20 protein-coding genes are annotated in these 16,101 nt (G+C 66.0%); 8 read left to right on the forward strand and 12 right to left on the reverse strand.

Features of this window, described 5'->3' with window-relative positions:
• Positions 1–3: 3 nt before the first annotated feature.
• From BMZ25_RS15795 to BMZ25_RS15810, 5 genes are all read right to left on the reverse strand, one after another.
• Entirely contained in the window at positions 4–768 is a 765-nt protein-coding gene (locus BMZ25_RS15795; protein ID WP_092695343.1) for an HAD-IIB family hydrolase, read from the reverse strand.
• Positions 765–1,892, reverse strand: a complete 1,128-nt coding sequence (locus BMZ25_RS15800; protein WP_092695345.1) for an NAD(P)H-dependent glycerol-3-phosphate dehydrogenase — start codon at positions 1,890–1,892, stop codon at positions 765–767. Before BMZ25_RS15800 ends, BMZ25_RS15795 begins: the two co-directional genes overlap by 4 nt.
• Positions 1,893–2,124: 232 nt before the next feature.
• Positions 2,125–2,268 (reverse strand): hypothetical protein, encoded by a 144-nt coding sequence (locus BMZ25_RS20935; protein ID WP_177190491.1) that lies wholly within the window; start codon positions 2,266–2,268, stop codon positions 2,125–2,127.
• A 101-nt stretch (positions 2,269–2,369) separates the two neighbouring features.
• Entirely contained in the window at positions 2,370–2,780 is a 411-nt protein-coding gene (locus tag BMZ25_RS15805) for a hypothetical protein (protein WP_092695347.1), read from the reverse strand.
• Between the two features lie 22 nt (positions 2,781–2,802).
• A complete protein-coding gene (locus BMZ25_RS15810; protein ID WP_092695349.1) occupies positions 2,803–4,005 on the reverse strand; it encodes a pyridoxal phosphate-dependent aminotransferase in 1,203 nt (400 codons plus the stop codon).
• An 87-nt stretch (positions 4,006–4,092) separates the two neighbouring features.
• On the opposite strand from BMZ25_RS15810, the gene BMZ25_RS15815 reads away from it, so the two are divergent.
• From BMZ25_RS15815 to BMZ25_RS15825, 3 genes are all read left to right on the forward strand, one after another.
• Positions 4,093–4,491 (forward strand): helix-turn-helix domain-containing protein, encoded by a 399-nt coding sequence (locus tag BMZ25_RS15815; protein WP_092695351.1) that lies wholly within the window; start codon positions 4,093–4,095, stop codon positions 4,489–4,491.
• The gene (locus tag BMZ25_RS15820) at positions 4,488–4,760 is read left to right on the forward strand and encodes a succinate dehydrogenase assembly factor 2 (RefSeq protein WP_092695352.1); all 273 of its coding nucleotides are present in this window, start codon (positions 4,488–4,490) and stop codon (positions 4,758–4,760) included. Before BMZ25_RS15815 ends, BMZ25_RS15820 begins: the two co-directional genes overlap by 4 nt.
• An 84-nt stretch (positions 4,761–4,844) precedes the next feature.
• On the forward strand, positions 4,845–5,345 hold the full coding sequence (locus BMZ25_RS15825; protein ID WP_092695354.1) for a MarR family winged helix-turn-helix transcriptional regulator: 501 nt from the start codon (positions 4,845–4,847) through the stop codon (positions 5,343–5,345).
• Here the strand turns inward: BMZ25_RS15825 and BMZ25_RS15830 are convergent.
• The 5 genes from BMZ25_RS15830 to BMZ25_RS15850 all read right to left on the reverse strand — a co-directional run bounded on the left by BMZ25_RS15830 (position 5,339) and on the right by BMZ25_RS15850 (position 9,725).
• Entirely contained in the window at positions 5,339–6,046 is a 708-nt protein-coding gene (locus tag BMZ25_RS15830; RefSeq protein WP_092695356.1) for a DUF1194 domain-containing protein, read from the reverse strand. The genes BMZ25_RS15825 and BMZ25_RS15830 overlap by 7 nt on opposite strands.
• On the reverse strand, positions 6,043–6,747 hold the full coding sequence (locus BMZ25_RS15835) for a DUF1194 domain-containing protein (protein ID WP_092695358.1): 705 nt from the start codon (positions 6,745–6,747) through the stop codon (positions 6,043–6,045). Before BMZ25_RS15835 ends, BMZ25_RS15830 begins: the two co-directional genes overlap by 4 nt.
• Positions 6,714–7,148 carry a VOC family protein gene (locus BMZ25_RS15840; protein WP_092695360.1) on the reverse strand — a complete coding sequence of 145 codons (435 nt, stop codon included), beginning with the start codon at positions 7,146–7,148 and terminating at the stop codon, positions 6,714–6,716. Before BMZ25_RS15840 ends, BMZ25_RS15835 begins: the two co-directional genes overlap by 34 nt.
• Positions 7,149–7,209: 61 nt before the next feature.
• Positions 7,210–8,607: a hypothetical protein gene (locus BMZ25_RS15845; RefSeq protein WP_092695362.1), complete on the reverse strand. Its 1,398-nt coding sequence runs from the start codon at positions 8,605–8,607 to the stop codon at positions 7,210–7,212.
• A 32-nt stretch (positions 8,608–8,639) separates the two neighbouring features.
• Positions 8,640–9,725: a hypothetical protein gene (locus BMZ25_RS15850; RefSeq protein ID WP_092695364.1), complete on the reverse strand. Its 1,086-nt coding sequence runs from the start codon at positions 9,723–9,725 to the stop codon at positions 8,640–8,642.
• Positions 9,726–9,924: 199 nt separating this feature from the next.
• On the opposite strand from BMZ25_RS15850, the gene thyX reads away from it, so the two are divergent.
• The 5 genes from thyX to BMZ25_RS15870 all read left to right on the forward strand — a co-directional run bounded on the left by thyX (position 9,925) and on the right by BMZ25_RS15870 (position 13,501).
• A complete protein-coding gene (thyX, locus tag BMZ25_RS15855) occupies positions 9,925–10,842 on the forward strand; it encodes an FAD-dependent thymidylate synthase (RefSeq protein ID WP_092695366.1) in 918 nt (305 codons plus the stop codon).
• The gene (locus BMZ25_RS15860; RefSeq protein WP_092695547.1) at positions 10,835–11,866 is read left to right on the forward strand and encodes a ParA family protein; all 1,032 of its coding nucleotides are present in this window, start codon (positions 10,835–10,837) and stop codon (positions 11,864–11,866) included. The genes thyX and BMZ25_RS15860 overlap by 8 nt, the downstream gene beginning before the upstream one ends.
• 7 nt (positions 11,867–11,873) lie before the next feature.
• Complete coding sequence (locus BMZ25_RS20530; RefSeq protein ID WP_143071548.1) at positions 11,874–12,497, forward strand: HEPN domain-containing protein; 624 nt, start codon at positions 11,874–11,876, stop codon at positions 12,495–12,497.
• 138 nt (positions 12,498–12,635) lie between these two features.
• Positions 12,636–12,965: an arsenate reductase family protein gene (locus BMZ25_RS15865; RefSeq protein WP_092695368.1), complete on the forward strand. Its 330-nt coding sequence runs from the start codon at positions 12,636–12,638 to the stop codon at positions 12,963–12,965.
• 137 nt (positions 12,966–13,102) lie between these two features.
• Positions 13,103–13,501, forward strand: coding sequence for a DUF2177 family protein (locus tag BMZ25_RS15870; RefSeq protein ID WP_092695370.1), 399 nt, complete (start codon positions 13,103–13,105; stop codon positions 13,499–13,501).
• A 79-nt stretch (positions 13,502–13,580) separates the two neighbouring features.
• Here BMZ25_RS15870 and BMZ25_RS15875 read toward each other — a convergent pair whose 3' ends face one another.
• Both BMZ25_RS15875 and thrS read right to left on the reverse strand, forming a co-directional pair.
• A complete protein-coding gene (locus BMZ25_RS15875) occupies positions 13,581–13,787 on the reverse strand; it encodes a cold-shock protein (RefSeq protein WP_177190492.1) in 207 nt (68 codons plus the stop codon).
• A 225-nt stretch (positions 13,788–14,012) separates the two neighbouring features.
• Positions 14,013–15,959 (reverse strand): threonine--tRNA ligase, encoded by a 1,947-nt coding sequence (gene thrS / locus BMZ25_RS15880; protein WP_092695374.1) that lies wholly within the window; start codon positions 15,957–15,959, stop codon positions 14,013–14,015.
• Between the last annotated feature and the right edge of the window lie 142 nt (positions 15,960–16,101).

A 16,101-nucleotide genomic window follows, 5' to 3' on the forward strand; every position in this document is an offset into this window, starting at 1 on the left:
CTCCTAGGGGGTTTCGTGCAGGTCGAAGGCGCGGACCGCCTCCAGGATACCCGCGGCGCCGACGGCATCGGCGGTATGGACATTGGGCAGGGTCGACACACGGTCGATCAGGGCCTGTTCGGCGCCGCCGACGACGACGGCGGGCAGGCCGCACTCGATCATCGACAGGTCGTTCAGCGTGTCGCCCGCAGCAAGCACCCGCTGCGGCGAGACGCCCATGTAGCTGACGAAGCGCTTCAGCGACGGTCCCTTGCTGACGCCGCGCGGCAGGACATCGAAATAGCGGTTGTCCGAGATCAGGTGGTCGAGCCCCATCTCGTCGACCGTGTCGATCGCCGCGCGGTCGAACGCGCCGGGATCGAGGTCGTAGCTGACGCGATAGCGGAAGTCGGTCGGCTGCAGCGTCAGCCCCGGATGCCCGTCGAGCGCCGCGCGCACCTTCTCGCCGCTGTCGTTCCAGAGGCTCGCGATCTCGTGCTCGAGGTCCGCGATCGGCTCGATATTCTTGTCCGCGGTGACCTCGGCGATGGTTGTGCCCACGTCGCCGATGACGAATTGCGGCCACGGTACGCCGCCGTCGCACAGGCCCCGGATGAACTGCGGGTCGCGGCCGGTGACGAAGATCAGCCCGATGCTGTGGCGGTTCTCCTCGATCCAGTCATAGAGCGCCCGGCGGTCCTCGTCGCTGCCTCCCAGGAACGTGCCGTCGAGATCGGTGGCGAGGATGAAGTGCTTGCCGGCCAGCGAGGCGAGGCTGTCGTCTTTCATTCGGCGGGTCCCGTTGTCTGTCCGAAGGGATGGTTGAGCGAGATTTCCAGCGCCTTCGGCTCGGATTCGATCGGTCGCGACCACAGATCGCGGAATGTCTGCTTGAGGTCGGCGTCGCGGTGCAGGACCGCATGCACGGATTCGCAGATCGGCAGGCTCACCCCGATCCGCGCGGCCAGGTCGATGACCGAGATCGCGTTGACTTCGCCCTCGACGACCACGTTCTTGCCCTCGAAGCACTCCGACCGGTCCAGCCCGCGGCCCAGCTGCACGCCGAGCGACATGTTGCGCGACGTCTCGGACGAGCAGGTCAGCGTCAGGTCGCCCGCGCCGGACAGGCCGGTGACGGTTTCCCGCCGGCCGCCCAGAACCTCGGCCAGGGTCTTCATCTCGTCCATGCCGCGGGCGATCAGCGCCGCGCGGGTGTTCTCGGCAAAGCCCGCGCCCATCATCATGCCGCAGGCGATGGCGATGACGTTCTTGACCGCGCCGCCGATCTCGACGCCGACGACGTCATCCGAGATATACGGGCGGAACAGCTCGGAGCTGAGCGAGATGGCGAACCGCGCGGCGGGGCTGTCCTGCGGCTCCAGCCGGTTCTTGTAGGTGAACGGGAACGCCACCGTCGCGGCGGTCGGATAGCCCAGCACCGTCTCCTTGGCGAAGGTCGGGCCGGAGATGGCGCCGACCGGGTGGCCCGGCAGCTCTTCGGCGGCGACCTCGGTCAGCAGGTAACCCGTCTTGGCCTCGATCCCCTTGGCGCAGATCGCGATGGGGGTGTCCTGCGGCAGGTGCTCGCGCATCTGGCGGCAGACATTGCGCAGCGTCTTGGAGGGCGTGACGATCATCACCGCGCGGCAGCTTCCCAGCGCCTCGGCGATGTCGGTGGTGCCCTTCAGACCCGGCGGCAACTCGACGCCCGGCAGGTAGCGCGGGTTCTCGCGCTGCTCGCTCAGGGCGGACATCGTCGCGGCGTCGCGGCCCCAGACCGTCACCTCGCGGCCGGCGCGGCGCGCGACGGTGGCCAGGGCCGTCCCCCATGAGCCGGCGCCGATGACGGCGATACGGTCGTAGGGATGGGCATGGGCAGGGAAAGAGGACGACGGGATCCCGGAAACGCTCATCTGACAATCCTTGCGGTCCGGGCGCAGCCCGGCGGAACAACTTCGCCAGGACAACGTCCGTCACGGCCGCAGAGTTGCGCGCGGTGACGGGATTTTATGGCCGTGACCGCGGAATTCACGCCGCATGCCGGACGACGGGCCGTCCTCTGAAGCGCCCCGACACTGCCCCAAAGCGGCGCGCCTGTCGAGACGCACCATCGTCGCGGCCTGGGTCAGGGCCCGACGGCGCAGGTCAGCGGTGCCGGGCCGATTCCGTCAGGCGGACCTCGTTCCGCGCGGCCCGGCGCAGCCGGCCGCCCACGATCAGCGCGCCCTCACGCAAGAGGATCAGGGCCATCACGGCGATCGCGATCGTGTCAAAGCTCAGGTCCGGCATGTCACCCCCACTCGGTCCCACCGGGCGTCAGATCATCCAACCAGTGCGGCGCCATGTGGCCGCAATCCGGGCGAGAATATGACGTGTGACGGCAATGCTCCTCAGCTGTCGTCCCCGCGTATGAGGCGGTCGCCCCGCTTGCGGACCAGCACGGTCCGCAGGTCGTGCATGGCGAGAAGGAGCGCGTCGGTCACCTGGTCCAGCTGCGCGTCCGTCGCGCGGGTCTGCGCCCAGTGGGCCGTCTGATTCAGGTGATCCACGGTGCGGTGGATATCGTCGATGTCGCGCCGGGCGAGGACGTCCCGACGCTCGGCCATCCAGGACCGGACCTCGGCGAGGTCTTCTTCGGTGAGGGCGCGGTCGCCGTGCGGCTTGATCTCGCCGTTACGGATGTTGACGGTGGCGATCTGGTCCAGCTCGATCCGGCGCTGCCGGTTCTCGCTGTCGACGCGAAAGACGAAGGCACCGTTGTCGCGCACCCGGAAGTAGTAGTCGGGCAGGTCCCCGGCCATGTTGCTCCTTTCCCCGCGCTGGTCAGCGTAGCCCGGCGCAGAACGACGCGATCCGCTCGCACGCGTCACGCAGGGCATCGTCCGATGCGGCATAGCTGATGCGGATGTTCGGCGATACGCCGAACGCCGCGCCAAAGACCAGCGCCACCCCCGTCTCTTCCAGCAGGGCTGTCGCGAAGGCCTCGTCGGTGTCGATCGTCGCGCCGCCCTTGCTGGTCTTGCCCAGACACCCGGCAATCGAGGGATAGACGTAGAACGCGCCGTCCGGCACCGGGCACGACAGACCGGGCGCCTCGTTCAGCAGGCTCACGACCAGGTCGCGCCGCCGCTCGAACAGGGCGCGGTTCTCGGCCAGGAAATCCTGCGGGCCGGTCAGTGCCTCGATCGCGGCGTGCTGGCTGATCGAGCAGGGATTCGACGTCGACTGCGACTGGATCTTGCGCATCCCGCCGATCAGCTCCGCCGGACCGGCGGCAAAGCCGATCCGCCAGCCGGTCATCGCGTAGGCCTTGGAGACGCCGTTCACCGTGAGCGTGCGGTCGTACAGGTCGGGTGCGACCTGCGCCGGCGTCGTGAACTCGAAATCGCCGAAGACAAGGTGCTCGTAGATGTCGTCGGACAGGATCCAGACATGCGGATGGCGTCTGAACACCGCGCACAGGGCCTCCACCTCGGCACGGGTATAGGCCGCGCCGGTGGGGTTCGAGGGCGAGTTGAACATGAGCCACTTGGTACGCGGCGTGATCGACGCCTCCAGCGCCTCGGGCGTCAGCTTGAAGCCGTCCTCGATACGGCAGGGCACGGTGACCGGGGTGCCGCCGCCCAGAAGGACCATGTCGGGATAGCTGACCCAGTAGGGCGCCGGAATGATGACCTCGTCGCCGGGGTCGAGCGTGGCCATCAGCGCGTTGTAGAGCATCTGCTTGCCGCCCGTGCCCACCGAGATCTGACCGGGCGCGAAGTCCAGCCCGTTGTCCCGCCGGAACTTGTCGCAGATCGCGCGCTTCAGCTCGGGCAGGCCGTCGACCTGGGTGTACTTCGTGTGGCCCGCGTCGATCGCCGCTTTGGCCGCATCCTTGACGTTCTGCGGTGTGTCGAAATCCGGCTCGCCAGCGGAAAGCGGTATGATATCGCGGCCTTGCGCCCTGAGGTCCGCGGCCAGCGACGACATCGCCACTGTCGGCGAGGGTTTTACACGCGCAAGAGTCGCGGACAGCAAAGGCATGGTCGTCTCCCGATGGACGTATGGGTTCGCGTGTCTTAGGCTTCCCGCATATCGCCATCAAGTCATCGCCGGGGAGGTACGACACCGATGCAGGACGCAGAAAGCGACTGGTATTCCGAGGCGAACGCAACCTTCGGCGACCGCCTGGCCGACGCGCGGCAGGCCGTCGGGATGACGCAGGAAGAGCTGGCCCGCCGCCTCGGGGTCAAGCTGACCACGCTGCAGAAATGGGAAAACGACATCGCCGAGCCGCGCGCCAACCGGCTCAGCATGCTGGCCGGCCTGCTGAACGTGTCGCTGCGCTGGCTGCTCACGGGCGAGGGCGACGGGCTCGCGCATCCCGACGAGGCGACCCCGCTGCCCGGCGACGTGGCGACGATCATGACCGAGATGCGGCAGCTTCAGTCGGAGCTGGTGCGGATGTCCGACCGGCTCGGACGGCTGGAAAAGCGGCTCAAGACCGCGATGACCGAGACCGCGACATGACCGAGGCGACGCGCGAGCCGCACGAGACCCGGTTGAAGCGCCTGCGGATGCGGTCGATGCGCCGGGGCATCAAGGAGATGGACCTGATCCTCGCCGCCTATGCCGATGCGCGCCTGCACCAGCTGGGGCACGAGGCGCTCGACCGCTATGACGCCCTGCTCGAGGAGAACGACCAGGATCTCTACCGCTGGGTATCGGGGCAGGAGACGCCGCCCGAGCATTTCGAGCCGATGATCGAGGACATCGTCCAGCACGGCACCCGCGCCTGAGCACGACTACGGCCTTGTTTTGACGAAAAGTTAGGTTTTCTGCGGCCAATCTGCCCCCGCACCCAACAGCCCGGAGGCAGTGTCATGAGTTTGCAGAACGCCGTCGCGTCGCCCGCCGGGGCGCCGGACCATGTTGCCGAGTATCTCGAAAGCCTCGCACTCGTCGAGCGCCTGCATCGTCTCCTGCTCGATGTCCTGAAGGACGAGTTCGAGCGTCTCGGCGTGATCGAGGTGAACCCCGTCCAGGCGCTGCTCCTGTTCAACGTGGGCGACGCCGAGGTGACGGCCGGCGAGCTCAAATCGCGCGGCTACTACCAGGGGTCCAACGTCTCGTACAATCTCAAGAAGCTGGTCGAGCTGGGCTACATGCACCACAAGCGGTGCGAGATCGACCGACGCGCGGTGCGGGTCCGCCTGACGAAAAAGGGCCAGCGCATCCACGAGTTGGTGTCGGGCCTCTTTGCCCGCCATGCCGACGGGCTGCGGGCGCGCGGCGTGCTCGACGACGGGACGATCGGCCAGATCAACTTCACCCTCCGCCGGGTCGAACGGTTCTGGACCGATCAGATCCGCTACATCTACTGAGCGGCGCCCACCGCGACGACCTCGATCTCGCGCAGCAGCTTGCGCGCCATCGCGTCGGCATACCCGTCATAGCCCTCGGCCGGCTCGACGAAGGCGCGGGGGCCGCGGATCACCCGTGCCCGGAAATACGCCTCCAGCGCGTCCAGGTCCGGCGCCCCGCCGGCCCGCCCGGCCCGGCGCCGGCCCACGACCAGCACGTTGACGGTCACGTCCGACAGCGCCGCCCCATCGCGCACCTCTTCGGGCCGCGGTCCCGCATTGGCCATGCCGTCGCCCGAGAGGTCCAGCACCCGCCGCCAGCAGGCCGGCCCCCGCGCCAGCAGCGCCGCCCCGTGTGCCATCGCCGCGCCCAGCCCCGTCTCGGGCGGCGCGGTACGCCGCCCGACCGCCCGCAGTCGGCCGGTCGTCGCGTCGATGTCCTGTGGCCCCTCCAGCCGCCGCCAGTCCAGCAGCAGCCGCTGCACCGAGGGCCCGCTCCATTCGAACACGCTCAGCGCCACCGGCGCGTCCGGCATCGCCAGCAGCGCCTCGCGCACCGCCGGCCGCCCCAGCGCGTCGGCCAGACCGTCCAGCTGCTGCCGGTATTCCGCCGCATCGACCGAGCCCGAGACATCCAGCCCCAGCGTCAGCGCCAGCCGGCACGCCCCCTGCGCCGGACCGGCCAGCACCAGCGCGGCCAGCACGGCGGCCCGGACGATCATCGCGCCTCCCCGACGATCCGCACACCCAGCTCGCGGACCAGCTTGCGCCGCATCGCCCGCTCGAAATCCTCGAACCCGTCCGCCCGCTCGACGAAGGCGCCGGGGCCGCGGATCACCTGTTCGGCATAATAGGTCTCGACGCCCGCGTCGTGCCCGGCGATCGCCAGCCCGTTCACCAGAACGCCGTCATAGGGAAAGTTGGCATAGGCCAGCCGCGGCGGAAAGCCGTCGTTGTTCACCCCGTCGCCCGAAACGTCGATGGTGTGGAACAGGCAGGCCGGCGCCCGCTCCATCACCCGCGCGGCATGGCCCATCGCATAGCCGAGCGCGGTGGGGAACTGGGTATAGCGCCGCCGCGAGTCGCCGATCACCGCCGCTGCGGCCTCGAGATCGGCGGGCGTCGCGATCATCCGCCAGGTCAGCAGCATCGCCTGCTGGTCGCGGCCCGACCACTCGAACGCGGCCAGCGCCACCGGCTCGGCGGGCAGGGCGAACATCGCCTCGCGCACCGCCTCCGAGCGCAGCGCGCGGGCCAGCCCCTGCCGCTGAAGCGCGTCCTCCGCCGGATCGACGGACGACGACACGTCCAGCGCCAGAAGCAGCGCCAGCCGGCAGGCCGCGGCCGGTAGCGGCGCCAGGCACAGCGCCGCCACCGCCAGCCAGAGCCTTACCAGTGGCCGGTGTTTTCCATGCTCTTCCACGGTTCCGCCGGCTCCAGCGCGTCGCCCTGCTGCAGAAGCTCGACCGAGACGTTGTCGGGCGAGCGGACGAACGCCATGTGCCCGTCGCGCGGCGGGCGGTTGATGGTCACGCCATTATCCATGAGATACTGGCACATCTCGTAGATGTTGCCGACGGAATAGGCGAGGTGGCCGAAATGGCGGCTGTCGTCGGGCAGCGCGTCGTCGCCGTCCCAGTTGTACGTCAGTTCCACGTCGTTGTGCCCGTCCTCCTGGCCCGGCGGGCACATGAAGACGAGCGTGAACCGGCCCTTCTCGTTCTCCGAGCGGCGGCGCTCCTTGAGGCCCAGCATCTCGTAGAACTTCATCGATTTCTCCAGGTCCTTCACGCGGACCATGGTGTGCAGGTACTTGATATCCATCTGCGTCCTCCTTCTGCGTCGGGCTGCCATCTAGGCCCCGGACGGGGCCCGGAAAGACATCTCAGAAGACCGACCGGAAGCCCAGCCGAAGGTTCACCGTCTCGGTGTCGTAGAGGTCGATGTTCGACTCGCGCTTCAGCGCCTCCACCTCGACCAGCGGGGCAAAGCCGTAGGCGTCGATGTCGGGAAAGAACAGCTCGGCCCCCAGCGTCAGGCTCGTGTCGCTGCGGCCGCCGGCGCGATAGGGCGAACTGTCGAATTCGCGCAGCCGCCCCTCGGAACTCAGCGTTACCACGCTGCCCATCACCGGCTCGCCCAGCCGCCAGTCCGCGCTCAGCGCCGCCTCGACATAGTCGAAGCTCGCCCGATCCGACAGGCTGCGCCGCAGGTCCGCGCCCAGCGTGATCGCGCCGCCGCCCCGCACCGGCGCCCGGCGCTGCAATTCGACCCCGAGCCGCAGCGGCGTGGCGTCGTCCACGTCCTGCCGGTCCTGGTATTCCAGCGTCACCCCGACCGACGCCCGTGCCGTACCGTCCAGCTGAAAGGTCTTTCCCCCGCGCAGGCGGACGAACCGCGACAGGGGATCGCCGCCGTACCAGTTCTGTCCCAGCGTCAGGCCGGTCTCGTAGAGCCCGCCGCCCTCGCGCAGGAAGAACCGCCGCTCGATCCCCGCCGTCAGCACGCTATAGGCGAAGTCGGATCCCTCGACGATCTCTGGCGGCAGGGCGTCGTCGTCGAATTGCAGGTCGCGGGCATCCTCGCGCAGTCGCTCCTTCGAGTCCTCCGAGATCGTGTAGGTCTCGTGATAGACCGACAGGGCCACGTTGGTGCGGCTGCGCGCGTCGCTGTCCAGGCGATAGGTCAGGTTGGCGCCGGCGCCATAGCGCATCCCCGAGATCGCCCGCGACGCGCCCCGCAGGCCGACGCGGAAATCGTCGCCGAACACGCGCAGCACGGCTTCGCTCTCGCTCGAACCGCCATTGACGTTGTTGGTGGGCGCCACGTCGAAGGTCAGTTGCACGCCCAGCGGGTTCCGGGCGCGGACATAGCCATAGTCACGCTCGGCGACCTTGCGGCTGCGTGCGTCGGGGGCCAGCTGTGCCGCTCGCCGCAGCCAGATCTGCGCCCGGGTCCACGCGCCGTCGGTGGCCAGCGCCTGCGCACGGACCATCGCCGCGCGATAGCGCTCCGCGTCGCTCTCGGCCGCCGCCCACGCCTCGGCCGCCGCCCGCCGCGCCGCATCGGCCCGGCCCAGGTCGCGCAGCGCCCGCGCGCGCAGCAGCAGCGCCGTGGCATCGTCGGGATCGCGCGCAAGCAGCGCGTCGGACAGCGTCAGCGCCGTCTCGGGCGCTCCCGCCGCCGTGGCCCCCAGCGCGGCGGACCGCATCTCGTCTGGGGTCAGCACCTCCTGCGCCGCCGTGCCGCCGGCCGACAGCGCCAGCGCTGCCAGCAGCGGCAACCAGAGCCGCCTCGTCGCGCCCGCCACGGCCGTCAGGGCCGGTCGGCGGGATCGCGGTAGACGATGAACCCGCCGGTTTCGCGGTAGGTGACGTCCTCGAACCGGTCCGGCCCCTCGAGCACGACGATCCCGGTGATCTCGCGGGCGTCCTCGCCGGACATCACCGCGTAGAACTGGCCTTCGGACTCGGTCTCGGCCCCGTCCGGCGTGCCGATCACGGTATAGGCCTCGCCCAGAAGCTCGCCGTTGGCGGTCTGCACGCCGGGCGAGATGGTGAACTGGATCACCGGCAACGTGCCGATGTTCGAGTCGAACTCGGCGTTCAGGCCGTCCACCACGTCCGCGGTGATGTCGCGCCCGGCCAGGTCGAAGATCCGGCGGTTGAAGATCTCGGCCCGCACGCCACCGCCGTCGTTGAAGTCCTCGAAGTCGATCTGCATCGCCGCGTCGGCTTGGACATACTCCAGCCCCGAGCGCCCGTCGAAGTCCCGCAGCCCCGCGTAGTCGCCGGCATAGCTGCCCTGGCCGCTGGTGGGGATGTCGACGCCGTTCTCGCGCTCGTAGACGAAGCCGCCGAAGCCATAGCCCGCATAGGCGCCGGTGCGGACGATGGCGAACTCGGTCTCGCCGCTCGTGGAAACGCCGTAGATCGCCCGGTGGGTGAATTGGCCCACGGGCTCGCCGTTGAAATTGTCCACCAGCGGGGTGTTGTTCTCGTACACGGCGAAGGGGCCGAGGCTGCCGACGGCCTCGCCGCGGGTATAGGCGTTGGCCGTGTCGAAGGCGAGCCCGTCGACGAAGAACCGGTCGGTCGCGGAATCGTAGCGCACGTCCGTCGCGGTGCCCGATCCCTCGCCCACCGGCTCGGACCGGGCGATCCCGTCGTTGGGCGTCGGGTTCGGCGTGCCCGGCGGCAGAGAGCCGTCGCTGTCGATCCCGTCGCCGTCGTCGGTGTCGTCGCCGGTGGGGTCGCCGTCGGTCCCGTCATCGCCGGAATCGTCCGTGTCCGTATCCGTCTGGTCCTGCTCCGGCCCCCCGGTGATCGGGTTCGAGCCGTCGCCGCTGCTGCACGCGGCGAGCAGCGACAGGACGAGGAGCGACGCGGTAAGCCTGGTCATCTATGGTCTGCCCGAAAGTGTTCTGCGTTTTCGGGCACCTGAGCCCCCGGCGCCCGTCCCGGTCAAGCGCGGCGCCTTCGGGCGGTGCGGATGGGCCACGCGCAGATGCACCCCGGCAACACACCCGATCTGGCGGTTCCCGGTCCCCCTCAGCCCAGATATAGTGTGCGCCGACTCACGCCCACACAGGATGCAGCCGATGCCCCTCTCGCCCGACCAACAGGCCGACATCGACGCCGCCCGCGCCGCCACGCAACAGACCCGCCGGGCCACCGCGCCGGGGCTCGAGGAGGAACTCTTCACCGCGCACGAGGTGCTCGACCACGGCTTCGTGCGGGTGGTCGACTACATGGGCGACGACAGCGCCATCGTGCAGGCGGCGCGGGTGTCCTACGGCGCGGGCACGCGGCACGTCTCGAACGACGAGGGGCTGATCCGCTACCTGATGCGGCACTGGCACTCCACCCCGTTCGAGATGTGCGAGATCAAGCTCCACGTGAAGCTGCCGGTCTTCGTCGCGCGGCAATGGATCCGCCACCGGACGGCGAACGTGAACGAATACTCCGCCCGCTACTCGATCCTCGACCGCGAGTTCTACGTGCCCGCCCCCGACGCGCTCGCCGCGCAGTCGACGACCAACAACCAGGGCCGCGGAGACGTGCTGCAAGGGGAGGAGGCCGAGCGCGTGCTGCGCTACCTGCGCGAGGATTCCACCCGCGCCTACGACCATTACGAAGAGATGCTGTCGCAGGACGGCCAGCAGGGCCTCGCGCGGGAACTCGCCCGGATGAACCTGCCCGCCAACATCTACACCCAGTGGTACTGGAAGACCGACCTGCACAACCTCTTCCATTTCCTGCGGCTCAGGGCCGATTCCCACGCCCAGTACGAAATCCGCGTCTATGCCGAGCTGATCTCGGACCTCGTCGCCAAATGGGTGCCGCTCGCCCACAAGGCCTTCGAGGATTACCGCCTCGGCGGCGCCAACCTGAGTGCGAAGGGGGTTGAGTGCATTAGGCGGATGCTCAAGGGTGAGGACGTGACGCAGGAGACTTCCGGCATGTCCAAGGGGGAATGGCGGGAGTTTGTGAATATTTTGGATGGGGCAGATGTCTAAGAGGATCGTGATTTTCAATCATAAAGGCGGTGTCAGCAAGACGACTTCCGCCTATAATATCGGTTGGGCTATGGCGGAGAAGCATCGAATCTTGCTTGTCGATGGTGATCCTCAGTGCAATCTTACTAGTCTTGTTTTGGGAGAGAGATTCGAGGAATACTACCTTAATAATGACACCAAAAAGAACAACATCAAGGACGGCGTCAGTCCCGCTTTTCGAGGGACGCCTACACCGATCGTCAGTTTCGATTGCCCGAGTCCTGAAAGAGAGGGTAATCTCTTCCTTCTGCCCGGTCATGCGGATCTCTCAGAATTTGATGCTTCACTCACACTTGCATTCACGAGTACAAGTTCCCTTGCAGCCCTTCAAAACTTACCTGGTGCATTTTCGGCACTTTTGGATGCAATCGAAGAAGAGCACAATATTGACTATACAATCATTGATATGAATCCTGGGCTCAGCCCGATTAATCAGGATCTTTTCCTTCTTTCTCATGGGTTCATGCTTCCGACCAATCCAGATCCATTTTCAATAATGGCAATTCAAACGTTAACGAAAGTTCTCCCACGGTGGGTTAACTGGAAGAAAACAAACGAGGAGTTGTTCTCAGAGGCAACGTACAAATTGCCCTCGGGTGCGCCAAAATTCTTTGGGGCGCTTATTCAAAGGTTTAATGTTAGAAATGGGGTAGCTGCAAAGCCGTATCGAGATAATATAGCAGAGATCCAGGCGGCGATCACAGATGAGCTCGTTCCGACGCTCGGGAAATATGAAATGGCCCTTGCGCGTGAGGATTATGGTGAGGCGCTTGTTGGCAACGGTTATTGTCTGAGCGAGATCCCAGACTTTCAGGGCTTGTTGCCGAAATCACTCGGAGTTGGCGTGCCCGTTTTCAAGATTTCTGATGATGAAATCGGTGAAACTGGACCGGTGCTTGAGGGGATGGTGAAAAACCGAGACAAGTTCAAAGAGTCTTTCTCTAGTTTGACGGGAGAGGTGCTGCGGTTAGCTGAATATGTCTGAGCCAATAGTGGAGTTTCGAAAGCGTATTGAAGAATGTCGCGAGCGCTGCGCGGTATTTGAGTATCTTGACGCGACCGTCACGGTTCCAATTGAGTACTCCGACATTCTTCGAGCGCAGGTGGTAAACATTATTAGTGCGCTAGACACGTACGTTCATAATATTGTTCAATTGGGCGTAATGAACGCATTTCATGGGAAAAGCGCGGCAACTTCGGCGTTGCTAAATGAAAAAATTTCGGTTCGTGACTTCTTGTTCGTAGCCGGCCAAGTAGATTCCGCAGAGCAGGTGTTCTCTGATTTCATTAAGAATAAAACGGGATATCAATCATTCCAGTCTCCAGACTCTATTTCTGCCGCATTGGCGCTTGTCTCGGCGGCGCCCAACAAATGGAAGCTTATCGCTGACGAGATTAGTTTAAGTCGTGATACTGCCATTTCGCAACTTAACCTTATTGTTCAGAGGCGAAACGGTATTGCTCATGAGTGCGACATTGATCCAATAAGTGGTGATAAGTTTCCTCTCACTCTCTCTGAGTGTAGGCGGACAGTGGACTTTGTTGCCAGCGTTGTTGACGCAATCGAGTCCCAGATTGGAGCCGCGATCACTTATATAGCAAGACATGTAAAATAGTGTTCTTCTATGTTCAGGCATGCCAATAAGACTAGGCGCTTACCCTGCTTCCTTGGCTATCTAGGCAAGGCGGACATCTCTTCTGCCGCTCTCAAGACGCAAGCGCCCCCCGACCACCAGACACAGGACGGCGTCCCCATGACCCTCACCCTCTACGGCATCCCCACCTGCGACACCTGCCGCAAGGCGCGGAAGGCGCTGGAAGGGGCGGGGCATGAGGTGGCCTTCCGCGATGTCCGGGCCGAGCCCCTGTCGCCGGCCGAGCGGGCCGAGTTCGCCGCCGCCCTGGGCCCGAAGATCGTCAACCGCGCCTCCCCCAGTTTCCGCAAACTCGACGACACGGTGAAGGAGTCCGCGCCCGAGGACATCCTCGCCGCCCAGCCCACGGCGATGAAACGCCCCGTGATCCGGCGGGAGGGCGAACTCTACCTGGGGTGGAGCAAGGACGTGCAGGCCGCGCTGCTGTGAGCAAAACGTATGCCGCGTTGTGCACGCCCTGTGCACGTGCGGTGCACGCCCCGTGCATATCCCCGTGACCGGCTGACGCGGGATCCGAATCGCCCTGTCGTGCGTATCCGGGGGGTCAGTCGTTAAGGGGCCGCCCGATGCAGGTTATCGTTCTCTACATTTCCACCGCCGTCGTCTTTCTCGCCGCCGACGCGGTGATGCTGCGCACCGTGATGAAGCCGCTGTTCGAGGCGCAGCTGGGGGACGCGGTGCTCGACAGCCCCCGCATGGCCCCTGCGGCCGTGTTCTACATGTTCTACGTCGCGGGGCTTCTGTGGCTGGTCTCGTGGCCCGCCCTGCGCGCCGACGCGCCCATGCAGGCGCTGCTGAACGGGGCGCTGCTGGGCGCTCTGGCCTATGGCACGTACGAGTTCACCTCGTTCGCCGTGATGCGCGACTGGTCGTGGAAACAGGTGGTGATCGACGGTCTGTGGGGCACCGCCCTGACCGGCGTGTCGGCCTGGGCCGGGGTGATGATCGCCCGCGCCGTTGGCTGACAGGGCGTTGATTTCTAAGGGATAATGTCCCGCGTCCGGCGGGATTGGGCCGCGCCCCGTGTCAGGGCGCGGCGAAGTGTCAGAGCGCCTCTAGCTCTCCGGCCGACGTGCGGCCGTCGCGCCCTTCGATCAATTCGAAGCGCACTTTCTGATTGTCGGCGAGGCCGGTCAGCCCGGCGCGTTCCACCGCCGAGATGTGGACGAAAATGTCCTTGCCGCCCCCGTCGGGTGCAATGAAGCCGTAGCCCTTGGTCGTGTTGAACCACTTTACGGTGCCGGTGGGCATGCCGCGTCTCCCTTTGTCGTAACCCGCCCGCGGAACTGCGGCGGGGTGGTGCAGCCAGAGTCTTTCGCGCCGTCCGGCTGCCCCTCAATCAGGAGCCGTCGTCATGGAAAGTCCGTTGTCACGCGACTCAGCGTGCCAAGGACGGTGAAAAACGCAAGTAAAACTCGTGTAACGCGTGTGCAGGCGGCATCGCGCCGCCCGCACTGCCCAGCCTGTGTGCAGACCTTACGCCAGGTCGGGCGGCAACGCCTCGGACGTGATCTGGCCGACGAACTCGTCCAGCGGCATCGACGCGGTCTGCTTTTCGCCCAGCCGGCGGACCGTGACCGTGCGCTCCGCGACCTCGCGCGCGCCGATGGCCAGGATCACCGGCACCTTGCCGACGGAATGTTCCCGCACCTTGTAGTTGATCTTCTCGTTGCGGATGTCGCTCTCGGCGCGGATTCCCTTGGAATTCAGGAGGTTGACCACCTCGTCGACGTAAGGATCGGCGTCCGAGACGATCGACGCGACGACCACCTGACGCGGCGCCAGCCACATCGGCATCTTGCCGGAATAGTTCTCGATCAGGATGCCCAGGAACCGCTCGAAAGACCCCAGGACCGCGCGGTGCAGCATGACCGGCCGGTGCTTTTCCCCGTCCTGGCCGATATAGGTCGCGTCGAGCCGCTCTGGCAGGTTGAAGTCCGCCTGGAACGTGCCGCACTGCCATTCGCGGCCGATCGCGTCGGTCAGCTTGAAGTCCAGCTTGGGGCCGTAGAACGCGCCCTCGCCGGGGTCGAGCTCGTAGTCGTTGCGCACCGAAAGGATCGCCTTTTCCAGCGCCGCCTCGGCCTTGTCCCAGACCTCGTCCGAGCCCACGCGCACCTCGGGCCGGGTCGACAGCTTGATGTCGAACTTGGCAAACCCGGTGTCGCGGTAGATGCCGGCCAGCAGGTCGATGAAGCGGGCACACTCGTCCTCGATCTGGTCCTCGGTGCAGAAGATGTGCGCGTCGTCCTGGGTAAAGCCCCGCACCCGCATCAGCCCGTGCAGCGCGCCATGGGATTCGTAGCGGTGGCACGACCCGAACTCCGCCAGACGCAACGGCAGATCCCGGTAAGACTTAATGCCGGTATTGTAGACCTGCACGTGACACGGACAGTTCATCGGCTTCAGAGCATTCACCCGCTTCTCGTTCGCATGCTCCTCGTCGATTTCCGTGATGTACATGTTCTCACGGTACTTGTCCCAGTGGCCGGAGGCTTCCCACAGCTTGCGGTCGACGACCTGCGGCGTGCGGATCTCGCGGTAACCGGCCTTGGTCAGCTTGCGCCGCATGTAGTCTTCGAGCGCGCGGTAGACGGTCCAGCCGTTGGGGTGCCAGAACACCATGCCGGGCGCCTCTTCCTGGAAGTGGAACAGCTCCATCTCACGGCCGAGCTTGCGGTGGTCGCGCTTGGCGGCCTCCTCCAGCATCGTCAGGTGTGCCTTGAGGTCCTGCTTGGTCTTGAAGGCGACGCCGTAAATCCGCTGGAGCATCGGCCGCGAGCTGTCGCCGCGCCAATAGGCGCCGGCCACGTTCATCAGCTTGAACGCGTCCGCGGGGACCTGGCCGGTGTGCTGCAGGTGCGGGCCCCGGCAGAGGTCCTGCCAGTCGCCGTGCCAGTACATGCGGATCGGCTGGTCGCCGGGGATCGCCTCGACCAACTCGACCTTGTACTGCTCGCCGGTGTCCCGGTAATGCGCGATCGCGCGGTCGCGCTTCCACACCTCGGTCGTGACGGGATCGCGCTTGGCGATGATCTCTTTCATTTTCTGTTCGATCAGGCCCAGGTCTTCGGGGGTGAAGGGCTCGGCCCGGTCGAAGTCGTAGTACCAGCCGTTGTTGATGACGGGACCGATGGTGACCTTCACTTCCGGCCAGATCTCCTGCACGGCGCGGGCCATGATGTGCGCCAGGTCGTGGCGGATCAGCTCCAGCGCCGGGGCGTCGTCCTTCATCGTGTGGATGTCGATGCGGGCGTCGGCTTCGATCGGCCACTGAAGGTCCCAGTGGGTGCCGTTCACCGTGGCCGAGATCGCCTTCTTCCCAAGCGAGGTCGAGATCGCCGAGGCGACGTCCGCGGGCGTCGTGCCAGCGTCGAAATCGCGTGCGGTGCCGTCGGGCAATGTCAGGGAAATCTGGCTCATTGGCCTGCTCCTCGTCGGTTTGGCGCCCACGGAACGCCCGGTTGCGGGTATGTCGTGAGACGGGTCATGCCGCGCCGGCGCGGTGGCGTCAAGCGGTCGCGCCGCACTGGCCCGTGACTTTCCCGGCGGTCGCCGTATGTCT

Origin of the sequence: Tranquillimonas rosea, assembly GCF_900111315.1 — a bacterium.
GTDB lineage: Bacteria > Pseudomonadota > Alphaproteobacteria > Rhodobacterales > Rhodobacteraceae > Tranquillimonas > Tranquillimonas rosea.

Bases quoted from the DNA above. Each gene is read 5' to 3' on its own strand.
- BMZ25_RS15795 (WP_092695343.1), bottom strand. From the start codon at position 768: ATGAAAGACGACAGCCTCGCCTCGCTGGCCGGCAAGCACTTCATCCTC.
- BMZ25_RS15800 (WP_092695345.1), bottom strand. From the start codon at position 1,892: ATGAGCGTTTCCGGGATCCCGTCGTCCTCTTTCCCTGCCCATGCCCAT.
- BMZ25_RS20935 (WP_177190491.1), bottom strand. From the start codon at position 2,268: ATGCCGGACCTGAGCTTTGACACGATCGCGATCGCCGTGATGGCCCTG.
- BMZ25_RS15805 (WP_092695347.1), bottom strand. From the start codon at position 2,780: ATGGCCGGGGACCTGCCCGACTACTACTTCCGGGTGCGCGACAACGGT.
- BMZ25_RS15810 (WP_092695349.1), bottom strand. From the start codon at position 4,005: ATGCCTTTGCTGTCCGCGACTCTTGCGCGTGTAAAACCCTCGCCGACA.
- BMZ25_RS15815 (WP_092695351.1), top strand. From the start codon at position 4,093: ATGCAGGACGCAGAAAGCGACTGGTATTCCGAGGCGAACGCAACCTTC.
- BMZ25_RS15820 (WP_092695352.1), top strand. From the start codon at position 4,488: ATGACCGAGGCGACGCGCGAGCCGCACGAGACCCGGTTGAAGCGCCTG.
- BMZ25_RS15825 (WP_092695354.1), top strand. From the start codon at position 4,845: ATGAGTTTGCAGAACGCCGTCGCGTCGCCCGCCGGGGCGCCGGACCAT.
- BMZ25_RS15830 (WP_092695356.1), bottom strand. From the start codon at position 6,046: ATGATCGTCCGGGCCGCCGTGCTGGCCGCGCTGGTGCTGGCCGGTCCG.
- BMZ25_RS15840 (WP_092695360.1), bottom strand. From the start codon at position 7,148: ATGGATATCAAGTACCTGCACACCATGGTCCGCGTGAAGGACCTGGAG.
- BMZ25_RS15850 (WP_092695364.1), bottom strand. From the start codon at position 9,725: ATGACCAGGCTTACCGCGTCGCTCCTCGTCCTGTCGCTGCTCGCCGCG.
- thyX (WP_092695366.1), top strand. From the start codon at position 9,925: ATGCCCCTCTCGCCCGACCAACAGGCCGACATCGACGCCGCCCGCGCC.
- BMZ25_RS15860 (WP_092695547.1), top strand. From the start codon at position 10,835: ATGTCTAAGAGGATCGTGATTTTCAATCATAAAGGCGGTGTCAGCAAG.
- BMZ25_RS15865 (WP_092695368.1), top strand. From the start codon at position 12,636: ATGACCCTCACCCTCTACGGCATCCCCACCTGCGACACCTGCCGCAAG.
- BMZ25_RS15870 (WP_092695370.1), top strand. From the start codon at position 13,103: ATGCAGGTTATCGTTCTCTACATTTCCACCGCCGTCGTCTTTCTCGCC.
- BMZ25_RS15875 (WP_177190492.1), bottom strand. From the start codon at position 13,787: ATGCCCACCGGCACCGTAAAGTGGTTCAACACGACCAAGGGCTACGGC.
- thrS (WP_092695374.1), bottom strand. From the start codon at position 15,959: ATGAGCCAGATTTCCCTGACATTGCCCGACGGCACCGCACGCGATTTC.